Source organism: Sphingobium sp. HWE2-09 (genome assembly GCF_035989265.1).
GTDB lineage: Bacteria > Pseudomonadota > Alphaproteobacteria > Sphingomonadales > Sphingomonadaceae > Sphingobium.
In genome coordinates this window covers 2,757,714-2,777,788 of the sequence record NZ_JAYKZX010000003.1, presented here as the reverse complement: position 1 = coordinate 2,777,788, position 20,075 = coordinate 2,757,714, and the positions used below count along the sequence as shown (strand labels likewise).

Here is a 20,075-nt window from a genome sequence, read left to right as displayed (position 1 = left end):
ATTTAACTGGAACACTGCGCGCTTCACAGGCTCGTTCCGACTGCTTAGCACTGCCCCACCAACTAAAAGGAGGTAGTGATGACAACTATATTTCGACGTAAGCAGTTAGAAGGTAAGCTCAAAATTTCGAGATCGACCATCTATACCATGATCGCGGCGGGAACATTTCCCAAGCCTATTAAGATTGGCAAGCGCGCCGTGGGCTGGCCTGATGACCTCATTGAGCAGTGGCTGGATGATCGTAGAAACGGACGAACCTTACTTCCCACCTATCAGCTTCCCGTAGCTAAGCAGGAACCGGGGCAATGACGACAGTCGTTAGTTTTGGTCTGATGAAGGGCAGCGCTACGGGCAGAATTGCTCCGTTGAGGCGCGATCTGCGAGCAAGTCTGACTAGCATCGGCTTTATTAAGGAACGCATCGGCTCTTGCTCGTACGGACATGTCGAAGAATTTGACGCCGCTAGAACGCGAGAACTGATAAACAGGCTATATGAAGTCGAGATAAAACATCATCCGGCCCGTATTAACGCTTTGAGGATAAGAGGGAGCTTGGTTGATGTAGAGTTCAAGCGTAGCCGCTACCGAAGCATATAAAATACTCAATTGAGATAGTTATAGATATAGTTCTTCCTCCGCTAAGGGTGATACTAGTTAATGGTTTAAGGGGTTAATTATAACAAAATTAGACCATTATGTAGTATGTTACGCGGAATCTTACACCCGATATCTCTTTCACACATTCCTATATAGCTCAAATGCTTGTTGCCTTTTCCCTTGAAAGGAGAGGACGGTAGCCACACCGTGTATGATACCTTAGTGGACGCACTAAGACGATTGCATCAGCCCATAACTGTTTGAGTTTTTCCGTTGAGCTATATCTACTCGCGGGAGGGTAGGAGGTCAGCCTTTCGGCCTCTAAGTTCCCCTAAGAATGTAACTTGTTACCCGCTACAAGAAATACGAGTAATAGGATCGCACACAGTAGGCCTACTGCACATCAGCTAATAGCAATTCGGCTATTAACCTTCGCTAGAGAGGTTATTATCAATGTATGATACTCTGTAGATAATAAGCCCTACAGGTGGCATTTGGCTTGGAAGTTTAAACGATCTAGCCAAGGTAATCGTCGTCGTTAAGCGATATCATATCACAATGACGGTAAATTTCAATAGCGGAACCCTTCTTCGCAGTGAGGATCACTTTTTCTCTAAGCGTTGCTGATCCAACAGTCGGACCAACCTAAGATAATGTTATGGCAGACGCACAAATTACACCTCGGTAAATTGTTGCTGTATTAATTGTACAATACACTTAATGGCGTCAGAAGGGAATTTAACCCGATTTTTAACGCCAGAGCTAAATTTACGTAAACTCCTTTAAACATAGGCGGGAAATAGGCGCAGGGTTTAGGACCATCGGCTACGGACATACCAATACCGCATCCAAGGTAAGGCTTGCCGGATCGACATACTCGTCATCTAGATCGCAGCCAGTAGCAGTGCGCGCTACTTCTCGGTTCCAATCCCTTATGATCGTTCCGCGTTTACGGCCCGTCAGAGTAGGTATGTGGTAGACCGATATCTTGTTGCCGGTGATGCGGACCTTATAAGATTTGCCGTTATAGGCAATCTTGTGCCGCTTACCGTCTGCCGGGACGTTGATGGTTGGGGCAGCGGTGGCAGGTGTTGCCAGCATCATCACCATAGCCAAAATAAGCATCGGCTTAATACCTCTCTACCGGATTGGAACAGACGGCGGCGTAGGCTGGGGCAAACGAGCTATCCACAGCAGCCCCAAGGCCGGACCGTTGGCCCTCTACCAGCGTAGGTGCGCTTGGATTGGGCGAGGCAATAAACCGTTTAAAGCCAACGAAAGCCCCAAAGGAGTTCTTCGAGTTCACCTTGCCGCATAGCATAAGGTTGCCGCCCTCGATCCGGGATAGGAAGACCCCTTCATATTTTGCTGAATCGGCATCCTTTAGAAGGGCTTTAAGATTGTTCTCTGCCGCATATTTGGCTTCGTCATGCTCTGCCGCTTTGCGCTGACGCTGCTGGTCTTCTGCGCTATATTCGGTCTTATCATTCGAAGCAGGACCATCTTTGCTGCCAGAGCAGAAGCCGAGAAACAGCAGGATTGGCACTACGATGGCAGTACCGATCAGCGTAAAGCATCCGCCCGTAGAGTTAGCCCATTTATCAACGGCTGACATTTCAGGTGCGGCTTCGCTGGCGCTGATAGTCGCTTTATGACTCTCCACCTGCTGGATGGTGGGAACGATGCCTGCGCGACCGCTAGCCGCCTCTATGTCATTCAGGATCAAGCCGCGTCGGACCAATGACTCTCCGAGAACGCGGGCCGACGCTGCATCCCTAATCAGCCTATTGTTAGATAGATTGGCGACCTTCCCCGATGACCTAAGCCATTCCCATGCACGGTCGGACCTGGGCGTGAACTCAACGCCGCTGGCCGTAAGCTGAACATCGAAATCTGCCATATCGCCCCCATGTTTTGTTGGAGGCGTAACCCGGGCTAAGCCGGGCGTTAGTATCCCTGCACGTAGCACAAGGCGCATGTGCCTTTGCCGGTGAAACCGGTTGGACATACGCACATGCCACCCGGCCGATTATTCGACCGAGCTACGTGACATTGAGGATACTAAGCCTCACCGCATAGGACTCACCACGCGGCGTTATCTTCATGGCAAAACAAATGCATGTCGTAAATGGGGATGCCGTGCTGCCTGCGCCTATCCAAGCTTGTAGTGTTCCTCTTTTGTGCTAACCCAAAATGGGAGGATGCAAAAATGTGGCAGCGAGTTAAGGCCGAATTCAGCAACAACCCAATGGCCGTGGTATTCGGCGGCATTAGCTGTGCAACGGGCATAGGTGCATTGATAGCGTCTGCTGGACAAAGTGGACCGGGCTTCTCACCCCTCAACCCAAACGCGCCCGTGGTATCATCAAATTATTTAATCGCCATTGCGGCCTTCATAGGTATTTCGGTGACGGCCGCACTGCTGGCAAGGTTTACCTACTCCTTATCGCGTCTGTCTGGCTGCTTCGGATCGGTAATATTCGCTAGTCTGTCCATGTTTCTAGTTTCTCTAGTATTTAAAGCAGAAAAAATCATTTTCCATCATCTAAAGGATGGGTCGGTATCGACCGCGTCAGCGATATACTGGGGCACATCATTTGTATTTCTTACGTTAAACGCAGAACTGGTCCTTAAAGATTATATAGCCGTAATGCCTAAGCATAGGGGGAGGTCGGAACAGGATAGCGAAGAGCAGAATGAAGCGATGGGTGATGCTGCATTATTAGCATTAGTTGCTGCTGCTTGGCTTGCTGCCGTTGCAAAGGGCCAATCCTTGCTGTCAGGCGGGCTATGAGCGGCTCTGCAACGGAAAATGGTGGCAATGCATGCTCTGTGAGCTTTGGGTTAGGGGTCGATAGCCCTGTGAATCCAAAGGAGTCGGCGTTCCTCCCTTCTACTAGGACTTCCTAACCCCAACCACTACCGAGCGAACCTAGCTCAGATGTTCTAAGTGCTGGGCTATCCTATTACCCGGCATCTAGCATGGCTTATTAGATACCCTCTTGAATATCTGATCTAGCTCAATATCCTATGTATATCTTATGAGCGAGTCGAAGGGGTTCTAATGTCGAAGCTGGCCTACCTGCGTTGTTCAACCGATACGCAGACCATCGACGCTCAACGTGCATCCCTGCCGGGACCGTTCGTTAAAGAGTTTCTGGATGAAGGCGTGTCAGGTGCAATCCTCGCTGCTGATCGACCGGGCTTCGCTGCCCTGCTCGCGTATGCCCGCGAAGGTGATGTGGTGCATATCGCCGCCATTGATAGGCTGGGGAGGGATGCTCTTGATATACAAGCTACCGTGCGAAAGCTCATCGCCAAGGGTGTCACCGTAGACGTTCTGGGCCTTGGTCCTATCGGCAAGGGGGTAGGGGAATTGATCGTAGCTGTTCTGGCCCAAATCGCGGATATGGAGCGCAACAGGATCAAGGAGCGGTGCGATGCAGGAAGGGAGGCTGCTAGGGCTTCTCTGGCGGCTACCGGGCGCACCCATAGGGGTAAGGTAAGCTTAGGCCGCCCGTCCGCTGCTGATGCTGCCTATGTCGCTCAATGGCGTAAGGACAATAAGGCTAGCATCAGCAAGACAGCGGCGCAGTTCGGATTGTCGGATGCGACTGTTAAGCGGTATTGCGCAGCCATTAGCGCAACTAGAAAAGACTGTCTCCTAGCAAGATAGTATTTTCGTAAGATAATGTGTTCTCTAGGTAAACTTTAACACTATAAATATCATCTTTAAGCTTCTTCCGCCAAATCCAGCTAGAAGATGGATTTTCCGGCTGCGCTGAGTGTGATTCGTTAACAAAGTCAATCACATGTTTGCCAGCACTATCCCAAACATCTATTCTAACTGCAATGTTCTGTCTATCTTGTCGCGGATTAAGCCTAAATATAACACCTTCGTTTGTTAGTCTTAACTCTTGTAAAAAAGTATAATCCTTCTGGAACACTCTTAATGTGTCAGAAACATGGCAATAGGACTCCCACTGGCGTCGCTGATCACCAAGTAGGTGGAGTAATGTCTCTCGTTCTGGTTCTGATCTAAGGCAGATAGCTTTAAGGCACCCTCCTAAATTGAGAGGAGAATTTGCTAATACCTCAGCGCAACGTGCATCCGTAAATGATCGGTCGCCACCCGTTCTGCCTTCTGAAAACACCTTCATAAAAGGTATCTGAGAAAAATACGCTTCATCACTGCCAGGATTTGTCTCAGCTAACTGCATGTTCTTATCAGAGAACATGATATTAGGTTCGGTTAAAACAGTTCGGGCATCGAGAAGGAACATCACTAGGACCGCGGCATGTGTGGCGTCGCCATAGTTGCATTCGCCTGCTTTCCTGATGCCTTCAATATGCCATTGGGTAGGCGTTTTAGGTCGAAAATACAGGCGAACATGTCCGTGTGCATGATCCCGAGCGTCAATCACTCCCGGTGCTGCTACGTCTCTTGGGCGAAGATTTAGCGCATCATTGCGCGACCGCAAGTAACCATCCCGAAGTATGGCTACAGCATTTTCTAGAGGAGCGTGATGGAATAGATAGGCTGGCCAATGTTTACGATGCGCATAGAAATCACTGGTTAGACGAGTTTGCCAGCTTTTTATATGCGCATCAACGAAAGCAACGCTTAGTGCCATGCCAATTCGTGCTGCTCGCTTGTCTGGCCGGTCGAAGCTACGCCTCGGGCTTCTGGCCTAGGTTCGATAGCAAATTCTGGTTCAGGTTGGCCTGCCCGTTGAATTTCCACCGGCCGAAGATTAGGCAAAACGCTAAGCAACGAAAGCAGCGGTTCTGCGCCCGTGCTTATAGACCACCCCGCTTTGCGTTTGGTGACTAATCCGCTTTGAAGGTCAAGCCAAACACCTCGAAGGTCATCCTCTTCGATAATGCAACTTTTAGTCTCAGTCTCAATAGACAAGCCTTTGTCTTCTCTTAACCAAGCGCGAAAAGGTGCCAAAGAATCTAAGGTTGTTAACTCGCCCTTTGACACGCTTAGAGCTTGTCCAATCGAGGCCATAAAACCATCAAAACTATTGCTATGTACCCTGTCTTTTTTGAGGGCAGCAGCTACTGGTTCTAGATGCTCAGGCAAGCCTACATCTACGGTATAATCGTGGATGTAAACCGGAATGGATACTTGAGAAAGATGATGCTCCATGATTGGACGAACATCGTTCCAATCTAAGTTACCATTGCCACAGCCAAGCTGAGGGAAAGAGATTTCCGTAATCCCTTGATCCGCATAGGCAGACACGAATTTAGCCAAACCCTGCTCTATCCATTCGAGCTTAGAAGGGTTGCGCCAATGCGTTTTTGTGGGGAAATTCAGTACCCAGCTATCTTGCCCACGCCAAAGCCAAAGCTTTCCGGGAACCAAAGCTTGCTGGTCGCATATGCGCTTATATGCGCGAAACATATCAGGCTCACGCTGCTTAAAAGCGTGGGCCAAGCCCTTTCCCATCACGCCAACGCAATTAACAGTGTTGACCAGCGTTTGCGCAGGCGACTCGAAAATGCTCGTTCTGCGATAGATTAGCATTTGCCATTTCCTATCGAGGGCTGACGGGGGACATTGGTCATACTCGCCTCCTCAATGAGAACAAAAAGAGAACATTTGCGCTAGCAAAAAAGTGATTTGCTGTCCAGTCCATTAAAAGCATGAAAGTTACCGACAGTGCAAGTGGTCCTTGACACGGTGAATCGATAGCCGGTCGAATCGGGCAAACCGGTAAAGCCCGTTTAACCATCATTTGACGTATGTGGGGCTGGTTGTGGGCTTTTCCTCGGCGGGCGCCACAAAACCAACGCATTTCAACAGCATAGGAGAAAAATTGGCGGAGACGGAGGGATTCGAACCCTCGGTAGCCCATTCAGGCTACGACGGTTTAGCAAACCGCTGGTTTCAGCCACTCACCCACGTCTCCGCACGAAATCACTCACCTATTTAGGTCAGCAATGGCTGGCAGGGGCTATAGCGAGGGCTTTGCAGCATGGCAACGGCCTGTATCACGAATTTTCGCGACGATTTATCTTTCGTTCCGGCGCGGAATCGACTCAGGTCGCCGTTCGTTCATTGTCGTTTCAGCTTGCTGGTCGCACAGCCGCACCATGGCTATGAAGCGGGTTTTTCGGGGAGTAACGGGCATGATCGGCATCGAAGGGCATAGGGGCGGGCGCATCACCCGCGCAACCGCGCTGATCGTGGCGCTGACCGGCATGGCGCTGACCCCGCTCGCCGCGTCGGCGCAGGTCAGGACGATCGATCCCAATACCGCGATCGATTCCGATCTCGCCCCGCCGCCGCCTGCCGATCGCACCCCCACCGATCCGGGCGTCGACGCCAGCGCACCGCCCCGTGCGCAGGGGAACGTCAATCCCGGCGTCGCGCCCTATGAACCGCCCGCCGCCAGCATCGGTGGCAACACCGCAACCGGCGCGCCGGTCACGCCCAATTCGCCACCCGCCGCCCCCACGCCCGCCGAATCCTATCAGGAAGACGATCTGATCGGCGCGGCCGAAGGCGTGTTCGGCAAGGGCGCGGAGGGGCTGGCGGGCCTTATCGAAAAAGTGCTGAAAGATCAGGGCCGCCCCAACGCCTATATCGCCGGGCGCGAAGCATCGGGCGCCTTTGTCGTCGGCCTGCGCTACGGATCGGGCACGCTCAACCACAAGATTGAGGGCAAGCGCGAAGTCTATTGGACCGGCCCGTCGATCGGCTTCGACGTCGGCGGGAATGCGGCCAACACCTTCGTCCTCGTCTATAATCTCTACGACACGCAGGATCTCTACCACCGTTTCCCCGCGGCGGAGGGCACCGCCTATCTCGTCGGTGGCTTTACCGCCTCCTATCTGCGTTGGGGCAATGTCGTGCTGATCCCGATCCGCCTGGGCGTCGGCTATCGCCTGGGCGTCAACGCCGGTTACATGAAATTCTCCGAAAAGCGACAGTGGCTGCCTTTCTAATCCTCCCCGGAACGGGGAGGGGGACCGCCGCCGCAGGCGGTGGTGGAGGGGGCGCGCCACCCGGGCGCGCCTACAACCCCAGCGCCAGCTGCCCGCCCCCGCCTTCCTCTTCCTCCCCCTCCAGATTATGCACCCCCAAACCCAGCAACCGCGCGCCCATGCGCAGCGGCAACTGGGCGACCAGCAATTCCCGCCCCGCCTGCGCCAGCTGCTCGGCCGATCGCACCGGCGCGGAAAAGCTGCGCGACCGGGTAATGATGCGGAAATCGGCGAACTTCACCTTCAACACCACCGTCCGGCCCCAGGCCTGCGCCTTCTCGATCCGGGTCCATAGCGACGCCGCGATCCGCTCCATCTCCGCCACCAGCGCCGCTTCCTCGATCAGATCGTCGAAAAACGTGTCCTCCACGCTCACCGACTTGCGCCCCTCGCGCTCGCGCACCGGCCGGTCGTCTTGCGCCCGCGCGGCGCGATAATAATAGTCCGCCGAACTGCCGAAATGCGCCTGCAGGAACCGCATGTCGCGCGCGCGTAAATCCGCGCCCGTCTCGATCCCCAACGCCTGCATCCGCTTGGCCGTCACCGGTCCCACCCCATGGATGCGCCGCACCGGCATCGCCGCGATGAAGGCCGCTCCTTCGCTTGGCCGCACCACGCACACGCCATCGGGCTTGTTCTGGTCCGACGCCAGCTTGGCGATCAGCTTGTTGTAGGACACGCCGGCCGACGCGGTCAGCCCCGTCTCCTCCCGGATCATCCGCCGTATCTCCTGCGCCACCTGCGTCGCCGACGCGATGCCCGGCTTGTTCACCGTCACGTCAAGATAGGCTTCGTCCAGCGAGAGCGGCTGAACGATGTCGGTAAAGCGGCTGAAAATCTCCCGCACCTGGCCCGACACCGCGCGATACACCTCGAACCGGGGTTTGACGAAGATGAGGTCAGGGCACAGCCGCCGCGCCCGCGCGCCCGGCATGGCGGATCGCACGCCGAACGTGCGCGCCTCGTAACTGCATGTCGCCACCACCCCGCGCGGCCCGCCGCCGCCCACCGCGATCGGCAGGCCGCGCAGCGCCGGATCGTCGCGCTGCTCCACCGACGCGTAAAAGGCGTCCATGTCGACATGGATGATCTTGCGCAGCGGCGGCGGCGAGGCGTCCATGCGCCGCCTATGCCATAATCAGGAACGAAAGGGAAACAGACTTGGCTACGTCAATCCTGCACGCGCAGATTGTCGAGCAGCGTTTCCAGATGCGCCCGGCTGATCCGGCTCCACACATTATAGGTGCAACGCTGCCCGCCGATCCGCAGATAGGCGAGCGATTGCAATCCTTTGCCCTGCGGATTGGCGGCAGGATAGGGTTCTGCGCCGACCAGCCCATAGCCCGCAAAGCCGGGACCGGGCAGGGCGGGCAAATTGCGCCTGTGCGGCCATTGCTTCGCCAACCGCGCCCGCTGCGCCGCATCCGGCTCACTGTCGATCGTAATGATCCCCGGCCCGGCAAAGCCATAGGCGCTGCGCACGCCGGGCAGGTCGAACGCCACCGCCCAGCCGCCGCTGAACTGCGCCGCCCGCGCCTTGCCCCGCACGCCGCCGTCGGACAGCAACGCCAGCGGCGCGCACTGCGCCCTGTTCTCCGCCATGTCCCACGCAACCCGCGCCACATCCTCGCCGATTAGGGGCTTGGCCTGCGCGTCGGCAGTGCCCCCTAATGCCAGAGCCACGATCAGCAACGCGCTACGCACGGCGTTACTCCTTGTCTTTCAATCCCAGCAGCGCGGCGAACGGACTCGCCTGCTCCTCGCTCAACACGCCCGCTTCCTTCAGATAGGCGTCGGCGTCGGGCGCACGGGGGAAGGGCGTCATCGCCAGCGCCATCGTCTCGGCCACCGCTTCGCCCATGTCGATGACATGGCCGTCATAGCCGATCGTGTCGCAATCCTCCGCGTCCAGCTCCAGCTCCTCGGCCTCCGGCGCATCCGCGCTTTCGACCACGAAGCGCAGCACGAAATCGCTGTCGATCGTCTCTGGCACCGCCACCCCGGTCGCGACGCAGGGCTGCGCCAGTTCCGCACGCACCCGCCCGCGCGCGATGATCGCGCCATCCTCCACCGCGACGCCATAATCGGCCTCCAGCCGGTCGAGCGCCACCAGCCCGAATCGCTGCGCGAGCGCCGCGCGCTCCGGCTCTTTCGCCGCGATATGCAGCCGTTCGGCCAGCCGCCCGATCTGGTCGGCCTTGTGCGTCCGCGAAAATTCGGGGGCCAAATTCGGGGTAGCATTGATGCTCATCCAAAATCTCCCGCCAGCAGCGAATCGCGCGACACGCAGCCCAGCCGCGTCCAGCGCGCCCGCAGCGCCGTTTCGACATGGGCGATTGCCGCGTCATCGACCGCCGCGCCGCGATACAGATTGCGCCGCAACGCTTCGGCGAAGTCGGCCTCGCCCGTCAGCGCCGCGCGATAGGCGCTGATGCGTCCGCCCAGCGCGCTCATCATCCGCCCGATATGCTTGCCGACCACGACATCGCCAATGCCTTCCTGCCGCAACTGCCCGTCCATATCGTCCACGAACAATTCGGTCAGCCACACGCTTTCCTGCGCCCCATCCTGCTGTTCCAGCCGGATCAGCAGCTGCGCCAGGATCGCGACGATCATGTCGAACCGCCCGTCCAGTGTGTCGGGCACCGCGCCTTCGACATACCAATGCGGCTGCCGCCCCTCCTGAATCACGGCGTTGTAGAGCGGCCGCAGCCCCTCCTTGGGGTCGCTGCGCCCGAATAGGCGCTGGAGGAAAAGGGGGTGGCAGGCATGGGATAACAGCTTTTCGTGACGGATCGGCCGGCGACACGCCGTCCGATGTTTTGCGCCCCTTGCCGGGGCTTGCGCATTTCCATATTGATCGCTGCGTCGCGCAATGCAATGGCGACATCAGTTTCTTGGGTTCGCGGGTCCGCCCCCCGCAGGAGAATGTCATGCGTCAGTTCAGCCGTCATTCGTCACGCGGGCGCATCCTGCTCGCTGTCGGCCTCAGCGCGCTGGTGCTGGGCGCATCGGGCTGCACGCGCGTCCGCACGCATCAGGGCTATTCGATCGATAAGCTGCTGGTCGATTCGGTGCAGCCGGGCATCGACAACCGCGCCTCGGTGGAAGGGACGCTGGGCCGTCCCAGCTTCGTGTCGCAGTTCGGCGAACAGGAATGGTATTATGTGTCGCGCGAAATGCGCGCTCTGGCCTTCTCCAATCCCAAGCCGGTCGAACAGACGGTGCTGCGCATCCGCTTCGACGGCGCGGGCAACGTGTCGACCATCGATCGCATCGGTCTGGAACAGGTCGCGCGCATTTCGCCAGCGGGGGACAAGACCCCGACGCTGGGCCGCAACCGCAGCCTGTTCGACGAGATTTTCGGCAATATCGGCGCGGTCGGCGCTGGCGGCATGGGTGGCGGCGGCGCTGGCCCGACCGGCGGCGGCGGCCCGAACGGCAGCTAAATCGCGCTTCGCCATTGCTGCGTTACGCTTGCAATGGGAATGTCTGCGCGATCGCTTTATCTTGATCCGTTCGCTTCGGGCGAAGTCGAGAAGCCATAGCGCTGCCACAGCGTTTCTCGACTACGCTCGAAACGAACGGAAGAACTTCTATCGCCCGCGATGCGCCCCCAAAGGCGCGGCCGATCGCCCGCCCTCACTCCCAACCGCCACCCAACGCCAGAAACACCGCAATCTGATCCTGCACCAACTGCGTCCGCGCGCCGGCCGCGGTCACCTCCGCGCTCGCCAAACTGCGCTGCGCGTCCAGCAGCGACAGGAAATCGCCCCGGCCGAACCGGAACAGCTTGCCCGCCTGGGCCGCCGACGTCGCCGCGCTATCCCGCGCCCGGTCCAGCGCCGCCGCCCGCTCGGCATCGCGGCGATAGGTTTCCAGCGCCGTCTCCGCCTGGCGCAGCGCCTCCAGCACCGCCCCGTCGAACCCGGCCAGATCGCCCTGCACCGCAGCGTCGGCCTGCGCGATCCGCGCCTTCACCACCGGCCGGTTGGGGAAGCTCCAGCTGATCAGCGGTCCCAGGCTGAAGCCGAAGGCCGATCCCGATCCGAAATCCTTGAGCGGTCCGGACAGCCCTACCGACCCGCCGATGCTGACCTGTGGATAAAGGTCGGCCATCGCCACCCCCAGCCGCGCGGTATCGCCCGCAATCGCGCGTTCGGCCTGGCGAATGTCGGGCCGCCGCCGGATCAGCGCCGCGCCATCGCCCACCGGCAGCGGCGCGCGCAACGCCGGTAGCGCCGCGCAACTCTCCACAGCGCGCGGATAGTCGGCGGGCGGCCGTCCCAGCAATGTCGCCAGCACATATAACCCGTTCTGCCGCTGCGCCTCGAACGCAGGGAGCGCCGCCGCGCTGCCGTCCACCGCTGCCTGCGCCCGGCTGACGTCGAACGCCGTGCCGCGCCCGCCCTTCGCCAGCCGCCGCGTGGCGTTCAGCGTATCGCGCTGCAACGCCACCACCTGCCGATTGACGCCCAGGCTGTAGTTCGCCGCGCACACCTGCGCATAGGCCCGCGCCGTCGCCGCCGCCACGCTCACCCGTACATAGTCGCGCGCCGCCGCGCTCGCGTCCACGTCGGCGCTGCTCGCCTCGATCGCGCGCTTGATCCGGCCGTTCAGGTCCAGCGGATAGCTCGCCGACAGGCCCAGATCATAACTCACCGCGCCGGGCAGATGCTGGGTCACCCCCGATGGCCGCGCCAGCGTCTCGCCGCCGCTGACCGTCGTGCTGATCAGCCGCCCGGCCTCCGCCTCGCGCAGCACCGCCTGCGCCCGGGCCAGATTGGCGTCGGCCTGCCGCAAGTCGGTATTGGCCGCCAAAGCCTGCTCGATCAGCCCGTCCAGCTGCGGATCACTATAAAGCCGCCACCAACGATCGGGCAGCGGCGCTTGCGCGAATTGCGAACCCTGCGCCGCATGAAACGCTCCGGTGGCTCCCGGCGCAGTTGCAACAGACTGTGCAGGCGGCCGATAGTCCGGCCCGGCGGTCGCACAAGCAGACAGCGCGAGCACCAGCAACGCCGCCCCCATCCCCCGCCGTGTTCCCGCGAAGGCGGGAACCCAGTCCCGCCGTCTGAACTGGGTTCCCGCCTGCGCGGGAACACATTGCCCTCTCCAAACTTCACCCATGACGGCAAACCCCAACCGTCCCGTCCGCCCCCTTCGCCGCAGGCTGCACCGTCACCGTCGCCGTCCGCCCGGAAATCAACCGCATTCCTACCGGCGCCTTGTCCAGCTTCACCCGCACCGGAATCCGCTGCGCCAACCGCACCCAGCTGAAGGTCGGTTCCACCGCGGGCAGCAAATTGCCACTGTTCGTCCGGCTGTCGTCACTGATGCCAAAGGAGATGCTCTCCACCCGCCCATGCAGATCCTGCGCCTCGCCCATCAACCGCACCGTCACTGGCGCGCCGATGCAGATCAGCCCCAGCTTGGTTTCCTCGAAATAGCCCTCCACCCGCATCGAATCACTGTCGATCAGCGCCAATGCCTGGCTCCCCGCGCCGACATAATCCCCCGGATGCAGGTCCAGGTTGGTCACCACGCCATTGACCGACGCCAGCACCCGCGTGCGCTTCAAATTCAGCGCCGCGCCCTCACGCGCGCTCATCGCCTCGGTCAGCGCGGCCTGTGCCGTCTCGACCCGCGCGACATTCTGCTCATGCGTCTCCGCCGCCACTAGGTCGCCCAGCGCCAGGTCGCGCCGCGCCTCCCGCCGCGCCTGCGCCAATGTCGCCTGCGCACTGGCGATCTGCGACTTCGCCTGGTCCAGCGCCAGCGCATAACGCGGCGTGTCGATCACGAACAGCAGGTCGCCCGCCTTCACCGCCTGATTGTCCCGCACCGCGACCGACGTCACCAGCCCGCTGATATCGGGCGTCACCCGCACCACATCGGCCCGCACCCGCCCGTCGCGGGTCCAGGGGCTGCGCTCATAATGATTCCACAGCCATATCGCGACCAGCACGGCGGCGATGACCAGGATGATGGTGGCGGCGCTGCGGACCAGCGTGGATGAGAGGCGATTCATAGACGGATTCCAAAGGTGGGGACGATCAGGGCGAGGGCGCCCAGCAGAATGATGAAGAGGCTGAGGTCCACCGCCGCGCGATAGGCCAGGAAGCGGTAGAGGCCGAACGCGCCGATCACCCGCGTCAGCCCCCAGCTCAGCACCAGCGCGACCAGCGCCAGCAGCAGCAGCGTAGGGACATAGATCCCGCCCAAAGCGACCTCGCCGGTCATGCCGCGATCCTTCGATAGGCCGGCGCATCGGGAAAGAGGTTGCGGCGCAGGCTGACCAGCCCCAACACCCCCTCCCGCCGCACCGGCGGCCGGTCATTACCGCTCATATCGGCGATCGCGCCGTCGATGTCGTGCAGCAACGTCGGATCGGCAGGGGCAGGGGCATCGGGGTCCAGTCCGCCATAATGGCGGCTCGCCCCCAGCACGGCGGTCAGCGGCGCGCCTTCCTCGGGCGGCAGGTCCAGTCGCAATTGCCGCAACTCGCCGATCGCCACGCCCGTGCGCAGATCGCGCAGCGCATCATAGAGCGGCGCGCCGCTATCGCTACGGGTCGCCGCCAGCCGCGGCGCGAGCAAAGCGATCCGGTCGAGCATCCGGTTGATCCATCCGCGCACATCGGGCTGGCTCATCAACGTCGCCCGCTGGGCAATGTCGCGCCACCCCGCGCGCACGGTGCGGCGGATCGCCCGCTCGACCCCCGCCGACTGCAACAGCCCGGCCATCACGATCGCGAACCAGATGCCCACGATCTGCGCCACCGCGCCATTGATATAGCTGCCAAAGGCGCTGACATAGCTGCTCGACAACAGCACCGGACTGCCCAGCCCCAACAGGGTCGGCAGCGCGATCCCCGCCCAGCGCGGCGACGCCATCATCGCGCCCAGCAACAGCAGCGCGGGCGCATAGGCCAGCGCCAGCATCGCAAACCCGTCCAGCCGCGGCATGATCGCATAGCCATAAAGCGCGCCCAGCGCCGACGCTGCGATCGTGCCGATCATGAAGCCCTTGAGCGGCGCGATCGGATTGTCCGCCGCCGCGAACAGCGCCAGGAACACGCCGGCCAGCATCACGGCCGTGCCGCCATCCTTCCAACCGCTTAAGATCCAGATCGCACAACCCAGCACCACCGTCGCGAACGCGCCGAAGGCGGCCCGCGCCGCGCTGGCATAGTCGCGATGCAGTTCGCGGTTGCGTCGCCCTTCCAGCAATAGCGCTACGCGCGGCGTCACCGCCATGCGGCTGTGCGTCGCCATCTGGTCGTACAGGTCGCGGCAATCGCGATGCACCGCGATCAGCGTGGCGAGCCGGGCATAGAGGCTCAGCCGCATCATGTCGGCCCAGCCCATGTCGGGCGTCGCGCTCGGCTCCAATCCTGCGCACCGGTCGATCAGCGCCTGCGCCAGCTGCGCGCGGCTGGCATTATCGACCACCGGCGAATCCAGCCAGTCGCGCACATCGGCGATCAGCGCCTCGACTTGGGGCGGCACCGTGCCGTCATAGGCCGCCGTCAACTGCGCCAGCCGATCTTCCACCGCCGCGCCCAGCGGCAACAGCATCGACAATTGATCCTGCAACGCGCGCACCGTGCGCACGCGCGGCGCCAGCCGACTGATGTCGAACGGCAGGTGGACCGACATCTGGTGCAATTCGGTCACGTCCTGCGCCAGCCGCCGACGCTCGGCATCCAGCCCCGCCACCGGTTCCGTCGCGATCGCATCGCGCGACCAGCGTTCGGCGTCGCGCAACATCCCCTCCACTCGCGCCAGCAGCGTGGCGGTGATCGATCCGGGCAAGATGACGCTATGGACCAGGCTGCCACAGGCGATGCCGATCAAAATCTCCTGCACGCGCAGCGACGCGACGGTGAAGATGGTTTGCGGCGTATCGACATCGGGAAACACGATCAGGCAGGCGGTATAGCCCGCCAGCACGAACATATAGCCGCGCGGCGTACGGTCCATCAGCGACACGAACACGCACAGCGCCAGCCAGCTGCCCATCGCCAGCACCAGCAATTCGGGCGCATTGACCAGCGGCGGCACGATCGCGACGGCGAACATCGCGCCCACCAGCGTGCCGACGGCGCGGAACACCGCCTTGGAAATCACCGCGCCCGCCATCGGCTGGGCCACGATATAGCTGGTCAGGAACGCCCAATAGGGCCGCTCCAGCCCGATGCTGAACGCCACATAGAGCGCCAGCATGGCCGCCGCCAGGCATTTGAGGGAGAAGAGCGCGGTCGGCACGCCGAACCGTTCGCCCCAGCGCGCCGCAGTCATGGCGCGCTTTTCCACTCGCTGATGCGCAGGTTCAGCAGGTCCAGCAGCCAGACCGCAATCTCGATCGCGTCTTCGGGCACGTCCTTCAGCAATTCGGCGCGCAGCGCATCCAGCTTGGTTTCGATCCGCCCGACCAGTTCCCGGCCCGCCTCGGTCAGAACGATGATGTTGGACCGTTTGTCGTCGGGATGCTGCGCCCGCTGCACCAGCCCCGCCGCCTGCACCTGATCCAATGTGCGCACCAGCGAAGGCTGGCTGATATCCAACGAATCCGCCAGCGCACTCTGCCCCACCTCACCGCCCAGCCGGTCGATATGGATGAGGCACCAGGCCGCGCTGTTCGACACGCCGAACTCGGCCAGCACCGCATCGGCCAACTGCCGCCACGCCCGCGCAACAGGGGCAATCTTATGCGCCAATGCGCGCTTGGGTTCTGAAAGAGGCATTTCCATTAGATAGCTAACTAACGGAAAATTTCAATGACCCCCAACTGTCGCCTTCCTTGTCGCAAAGCAGCGCATTTTACCCCGACATTTCAACATCATACCCCGGTGTTCCCGCGCAGGCGGGAACCCAGTCCCGCCCGAAGAACACGAGCGTTACCTGTCCGGTAGCGCACCACCAACTGAATGCACTCCACGAGATTAGATAGACAAAATTCGTTCGTTTCGAGCGAGAGAAACACAAGCGCGGTGTACGCAGAAGAGGTGCCGTGTTCCCGCGCAGGCGGGAACCCAGTTCAAACGACGGAACTGGACCCCCGCCTGTGCGGGAGAACAATCACCCAGCGGCGGCACGCCCCGCCCAGCGACAGGGCGCCTCACCAAGCGGAAAGCCGCTTACCCCCGCCGCGTCCCGTTAAACGCCGAAGCCCCGAACGCGCCCAACTGCATCGTCCCGGTAATGGCGTCGCCCGCCACCTGCGCCTCGCATTCCAGCGTCATCGGCATGGGCATGGTCATTTCCATCTTCCACGTCAGCATGTCGCCGTCGACCTTGCCATCGACGACGTCCAGCGATCCCATCATCCCGGCAAAGGTGCCGTTGAAGCGGTCGCCGCTGCTGACGACGGTGAAGACGCCCTTCTGGTCGCCCATCGGCGTCTTGGCCACGCAATCATAAGCGCCATCCACTGCCATCTTGATTCTCCTATGCTTTACGTTCGCGTCAGTCTGCGAGTGTGCCCATTTCCACCGGCAATCCCACCGCGTCAAGCTGCGGCCGCACCAGCTTGGCGTCGCCCACCACGACCCAGATCAGCCGGTCGGGGTTGATCGCCTCGCGCGCGGCCTTGTCCAGGTCGGCGGCGGTCATCGCCCGATAGGTTTTGGGCAGCGTCTCATAATAATCGTCGGGCCGCCCGATCAGGTCGTTGCGCATCATCGCGCCCAACAGGTCGGTCGAAGTTTCGAAACTGCCCGGCAGCGACAATATCTGGCTGTTGATCGTTTGGTTGCGCTCCGTCTCGGTCGTGCCCTTCGCGGTCAGGAAATCGCTGATATCCTTGCGCGCGGCGATGATCGATTCCCCCGTCTTGTCGGTCTGCACCGGGGCATAGACCAGCAGCGGGATCGTCTCCTTGACGCCGGGCAGCGCCGACCCGGCATAATAGGCCCAGCCCTTCGTCTCGCGCAGGTCCATGATCAGACGCGATGACGACGATCCGCCCAGCACTTCGTTGGCGGTCGTCAGCGTCACCGGATTGTCGGTTCCGCTCTTGTTGGTCAGCAAGCCTGCCAGGATCATCGACTGCGGGCTTTGCGGCTTGTCCACCAGCACGATGCGCGATGGGCGCATCATCCTGTCCATGCGGAACGTCTTGACGCCCTTCGCGCTCGTCGGCGCCTTCCAGTCGCCAAAGCGCTTCTCCAGCAGCGGCAGCAATTCGGCCAGCGTCGTGTCGCCCGCGACGAAGATCGTCGCATTGTCGGGCCGCAGCCATTTGTCATGGAAGCCGGTCAGGTCCGCCCGCGTCACCGCCTTGACCCCCGTCTCGGTGCCGGAACCAGTGAACGGAATCCCATAGGGATGCGCCTGCCCATAGAGCAACGGCGGCAACATCCGTTGGGCGATCGCCATCGGCTCGGTCTTTTCCGACGCGATCTTGGTCAGCATCTGGCTGCGCAGCCGCTCCACCTCGGCCGGGGCAAAGGCGGGGTTGCGGATCACATCGGCCAGCAGGTCCAGCGACGCGTCCAGATTGGGCTTCAACGCAAACAGGCCGACCGTGGTCCGGTCCATGCTGTTGGCCGCGCTGATCGACGCGCCCAGCCGCTCCTGCTCCTCGGCGATCTGGATCGACGACCGGGTCTTGGTCCCTTCGTCCAGCAGCGCGGCGGTCAGCCCCGCCGTGCCCAGCTTCGCCTTGTCGTCGGCTGCATTGCCCGCATCGAACGCCACCGACACGCGCACCGTCGGCACCGTGCTGCGCCGCGCCAGCGCGACCTTGATGCCGTTCTTCAACGTCGCATGTTCGATATCGGGGAAGTCCAGATCCTTGACCGGCTCGATCGCGGGTTCGGCGATCTTGGTCGGGGCAGGGGGCGTGGCCGCCTTGGGCGCAGCCGCATCGGGATTGCGAAAATAAGCGGGCTTGTGCGTGGCATTCCCCGCCAGCGCATTGTCGGCGGCCGATCGCTCGCCCGGCGCGACGGTCAGGCGCAGCACCGGCCGCCCCAGCCATTTGCGCGCCGCCGCGCTCACGCTCTGCGGCGTCGCAGCGGCATAGACGGCCAGATCTTTCTTATATTTGGCCGGATCGTTTGAATAGACCGCGCCCTCGGCCAGCGTCACCGCTTTGCCGCTAAAGCCGCCGACCTTCTCCAGGCCAGAAATCGTCCCCGCCGCTTGGCCGGTCGCCGCGCGCAGCACTTCGTCGGCGCTCGGCCCCTTGGCCAGGTAATCGGCCAGCAACTGGTCCAGTCGCTTGCCCACCGCCACCGGGTCCGCGCCCGGCTTCACGTCCACGGTGATCTCCGCGATCGACAGTTTCTCGAACGGCTGGATGCTGGCCTTCACCCCCACAGCGACCTTTTCGTCCCGCACCAGCGCATTGTCGAGGCGCGAGGATTTCAAGCCCCCGAACACCGTCATCGCCAGGTCGAGCTGCTGCAATTCGTCGCTATTGACCCCCGGTACGATCCAGTTGCGATACAGCCGCGTTGCCGCGACATTGTCGTGCATCACCTTCTCGACATCCTTGTCCAGGGTGGGGACGGTCGCTTCCACATCCTTGGGGACCGGGCCGGGCGCGATATTGCCGAACCACTTCTCGACCTTGGCCTTCGCCGTCGCGACATCGATATCGCCCGCCAGCACCAGCACGGCATTGTTCGGCCCATAATGCGTCTTGAACCAAGTCTGGACGTCGGCCAGGCTGGCGGCGTTAAGGTCGGCCATCGATCCGATGGTGGAATGGCGATAGGGGTGGCCCGCGGGCAGCATCGCGTCCAGCTGCGCATATTCGACCAGCCCATAAGGCTCGTTCTCGCCCATCCGCTTTTCATTCTGCACGACGCCGCGCTGCGTATCCAGCTTGGTCTGCGTCACCGCGCCCAGCAGATGGCCCATCCGGTCGGATTCCAGGAACAGCGCCCGGTCCAGCGCCCCGGTCGGCACCGTCTCGAAATAATTGGTGCGGTCGAACCAGGTCGTCCCGTTCCAGTCGGTCGCACCGATATCCTCCAACCGCCCGAAGAACGGCCCATCGGCATTTTCCGACCCATAGAACATGAGATGTTCGAACAGATGCGCAAAACCGGTCTTGCCCGCCGGTTCGAAGCGCGATCCGACATGATACCAGACCGACACCGCCACCACTGGCGCCTTGCGGTCGCTATGCACGATGACGCGCAAGCCATTTTTCAGCGTGAATTCCTCATAGGGAATATCGACTTGCGACACGAGGCTGGCGACCGGGGCAGGGGCCGCCGCCGCTACGGGCTTGGCGGCCTGCGCCATCGGCGACAGCGCCAGGACGGACAGGCCCAGCATCAGGGGCAGGCGGCGCGACATCGGGGAAAGGGCCATGAGAACCTCATGAAAAGGGGGACTTTGCACCGGCAGAACGCGGCCGCTGCACATATGAGCGCAGCATAGCGAGCCGTTTTAGACGCGCAATACGCATATTGCTGGACAAGCCTTTGGGGCGGCGGCAATCCTTCGCTCCATCCCGCCT

General features: G+C 61.1%; 20 protein-coding genes and 1 tRNA gene. 5 read left to right on the top strand and 16 right to left on the bottom strand.

Annotated elements, in window-relative coordinates; all coding sequences use genetic code 11:
* Window positions 1-78 precede the first annotated feature (78 nt).
* Window positions 79-309: a helix-turn-helix transcriptional regulator gene (locus U5A89_RS19095; protein ID WP_338162589.1), complete on the top strand. Its 231-nt coding sequence runs from the start codon at window positions 79-81 to the stop codon at window positions 307-309.
* 1,112 nt (window positions 310-1,421) lie between these two features.
* On the opposite strand, the gene U5A89_RS19090 is transcribed toward U5A89_RS19095, so the two are convergent.
* Both U5A89_RS19090 and U5A89_RS19085 read right to left on the bottom strand, forming a co-directional pair.
* On the bottom strand, window positions 1,422-1,721 hold the full coding sequence (locus U5A89_RS19090; RefSeq protein WP_338162588.1) for a hypothetical protein: 300 nt from the start codon (window positions 1,719-1,721) through the stop codon (window positions 1,422-1,424).
* Between the two features lie 4 nt (window positions 1,722-1,725).
* Entirely contained in the window at window positions 1,726-2,496 is a 771-nt protein-coding gene (locus U5A89_RS19085; protein WP_338162587.1) for a hypothetical protein, read from the bottom strand.
* Window positions 2,497-2,805: 309 nt separating this feature from the next.
* Here U5A89_RS19085 and U5A89_RS19080 point away from each other — a divergent pair, with 309 nt between their 5' ends.
* Window positions 2,806-3,390, top strand: coding sequence for a hypothetical protein (locus U5A89_RS19080; protein ID WP_338162586.1), 585 nt, complete (start codon window positions 2,806-2,808; stop codon window positions 3,388-3,390).
* Window positions 3,391-3,660: 270 nt separating this feature from the next.
* Entirely contained in the window at window positions 3,661-4,272 is a 612-nt protein-coding gene (locus U5A89_RS19075; RefSeq protein ID WP_338162585.1) for a recombinase family protein, read from the top strand.
* On the opposite strand, the gene U5A89_RS19070 is transcribed toward U5A89_RS19075, so the two are convergent.
* The 3 genes from U5A89_RS19070 to U5A89_RS19060 all read right to left on the bottom strand — a co-directional run bounded on the left by U5A89_RS19070 (window position 4,244) and on the right by U5A89_RS19060 (window position 6,517).
* Window positions 4,244-5,230: a DarT ssDNA thymidine ADP-ribosyltransferase family protein gene (locus U5A89_RS19070; RefSeq protein WP_338162584.1), complete on the bottom strand. Its 987-nt coding sequence runs from the start codon at window positions 5,228-5,230 to the stop codon at window positions 4,244-4,246. The two genes, U5A89_RS19075 and U5A89_RS19070, sit on opposite strands and share 29 nt — an antisense overlap.
* Window positions 5,221-6,132, bottom strand: a complete 912-nt coding sequence (locus U5A89_RS19065) for a macro domain-containing protein (RefSeq protein WP_338162583.1) — start codon at window positions 6,130-6,132, stop codon at window positions 5,221-5,223. Before U5A89_RS19065 ends, U5A89_RS19070 begins: the two co-directional genes overlap by 10 nt.
* A gap of 293 nt (window positions 6,133-6,425) precedes the next feature.
* A tRNA-Ser gene (locus U5A89_RS19060) sits at window positions 6,426-6,517 on the bottom strand.
* Between the two features lie 220 nt (window positions 6,518-6,737).
* On the opposite strand from U5A89_RS19060, the gene U5A89_RS19055 reads away from it, so the two are divergent.
* On the top strand, window positions 6,738-7,556 hold the full coding sequence (locus tag U5A89_RS19055) for an EipA family protein (RefSeq protein ID WP_338162582.1): 819 nt from the start codon (window positions 6,738-6,740) through the stop codon (window positions 7,554-7,556).
* A gap of 70 nt (window positions 7,557-7,626) precedes the next feature.
* On the opposite strand, the gene dinB is transcribed toward U5A89_RS19055, so the two are convergent.
* From dinB to U5A89_RS19035, 4 genes are read right to left on the bottom strand one after another with little or no spacing between them, the layout of a single operon-like run.
* A complete protein-coding gene (dinB, locus tag U5A89_RS19050) occupies window positions 7,627-8,715 on the bottom strand; it encodes a DNA polymerase IV (RefSeq protein ID WP_338162581.1) in 1,089 nt (362 codons plus the stop codon).
* 50 nt (window positions 8,716-8,765) lie between these two features.
* The gene (locus tag U5A89_RS19045; RefSeq protein WP_338162580.1) at window positions 8,766-9,299 is read right to left on the bottom strand and encodes a hypothetical protein; all 534 of its coding nucleotides are present in this window, start codon (window positions 9,297-9,299) and stop codon (window positions 8,766-8,768) included.
* A gap of 4 nt (window positions 9,300-9,303) precedes the next feature.
* Window positions 9,304-9,846, bottom strand: a complete 543-nt coding sequence (locus tag U5A89_RS19040; RefSeq protein ID WP_338162579.1) for a YceD family protein — start codon at window positions 9,844-9,846, stop codon at window positions 9,304-9,306.
* Window positions 9,843-10,376 (bottom strand): ubiquinol-cytochrome C chaperone family protein, encoded by a 534-nt coding sequence (locus U5A89_RS19035; protein WP_338163117.1) that lies wholly within the window; start codon window positions 10,374-10,376, stop codon window positions 9,843-9,845. Before U5A89_RS19035 ends, U5A89_RS19040 begins: the two co-directional genes overlap by 4 nt.
* 152 nt (window positions 10,377-10,528) lie before the next feature.
* On the opposite strand from U5A89_RS19035, the gene U5A89_RS19030 reads away from it, so the two are divergent.
* Complete coding sequence (locus tag U5A89_RS19030) at window positions 10,529-11,044, top strand: outer membrane protein assembly factor BamE (protein WP_338162578.1); 516 nt, start codon at window positions 10,529-10,531, stop codon at window positions 11,042-11,044.
* Between the two features lie 193 nt (window positions 11,045-11,237).
* Here the strand turns inward: U5A89_RS19030 and U5A89_RS19025 are convergent, their stop codons facing one another.
* The 7 genes from U5A89_RS19025 to U5A89_RS18995 all read right to left on the bottom strand — a co-directional run bounded on the left by U5A89_RS19025 (window position 11,238) and on the right by U5A89_RS18995 (window position 19,927).
* Window positions 11,238-12,626: a TolC family protein gene (locus tag U5A89_RS19025; protein WP_338162577.1), complete on the bottom strand. Its 1,389-nt coding sequence runs from the start codon at window positions 12,624-12,626 to the stop codon at window positions 11,238-11,240.
* 91 nt (window positions 12,627-12,717) lie between these two features.
* Window positions 12,718-13,626, bottom strand: coding sequence for an efflux RND transporter periplasmic adaptor subunit (locus U5A89_RS19020; RefSeq protein ID WP_338162576.1), 909 nt, complete (start codon window positions 13,624-13,626; stop codon window positions 12,718-12,720).
* Window positions 13,623-13,838, bottom strand: a complete 216-nt coding sequence (locus U5A89_RS19015) for a DUF1656 domain-containing protein (RefSeq protein ID WP_338162575.1) — start codon at window positions 13,836-13,838, stop codon at window positions 13,623-13,625. The genes U5A89_RS19020 and U5A89_RS19015 overlap by 4 nt, the downstream gene beginning before the upstream one ends.
* Window positions 13,835-15,898, bottom strand: a complete 2,064-nt coding sequence (locus U5A89_RS19010) for an FUSC family protein (protein ID WP_338162574.1) — start codon at window positions 15,896-15,898, stop codon at window positions 13,835-13,837. The genes U5A89_RS19015 and U5A89_RS19010 overlap by 4 nt, the downstream gene beginning before the upstream one ends.
* On the bottom strand, window positions 15,895-16,344 hold the full coding sequence (locus U5A89_RS19005; protein WP_338162573.1) for a MarR family winged helix-turn-helix transcriptional regulator: 450 nt from the start codon (window positions 16,342-16,344) through the stop codon (window positions 15,895-15,897). The genes U5A89_RS19010 and U5A89_RS19005 overlap by 4 nt, the downstream gene beginning before the upstream one ends.
* Window positions 16,345-16,737: 393 nt before the next feature.
* Entirely contained in the window at window positions 16,738-17,037 is a 300-nt protein-coding gene (locus U5A89_RS19000; protein WP_338162572.1) for a hypothetical protein, read from the bottom strand.
* A 28-nt stretch (window positions 17,038-17,065) separates the two neighbouring features.
* Window positions 17,066-19,927 carry a M16 family metallopeptidase gene (locus U5A89_RS18995; RefSeq protein ID WP_338162571.1) on the bottom strand — a complete coding sequence of 954 codons (2,862 nt, stop codon included), beginning with the start codon at window positions 19,925-19,927 and terminating at the stop codon, window positions 17,066-17,068.
* Window positions 19,928-20,075 lie beyond the last annotated feature (148 nt).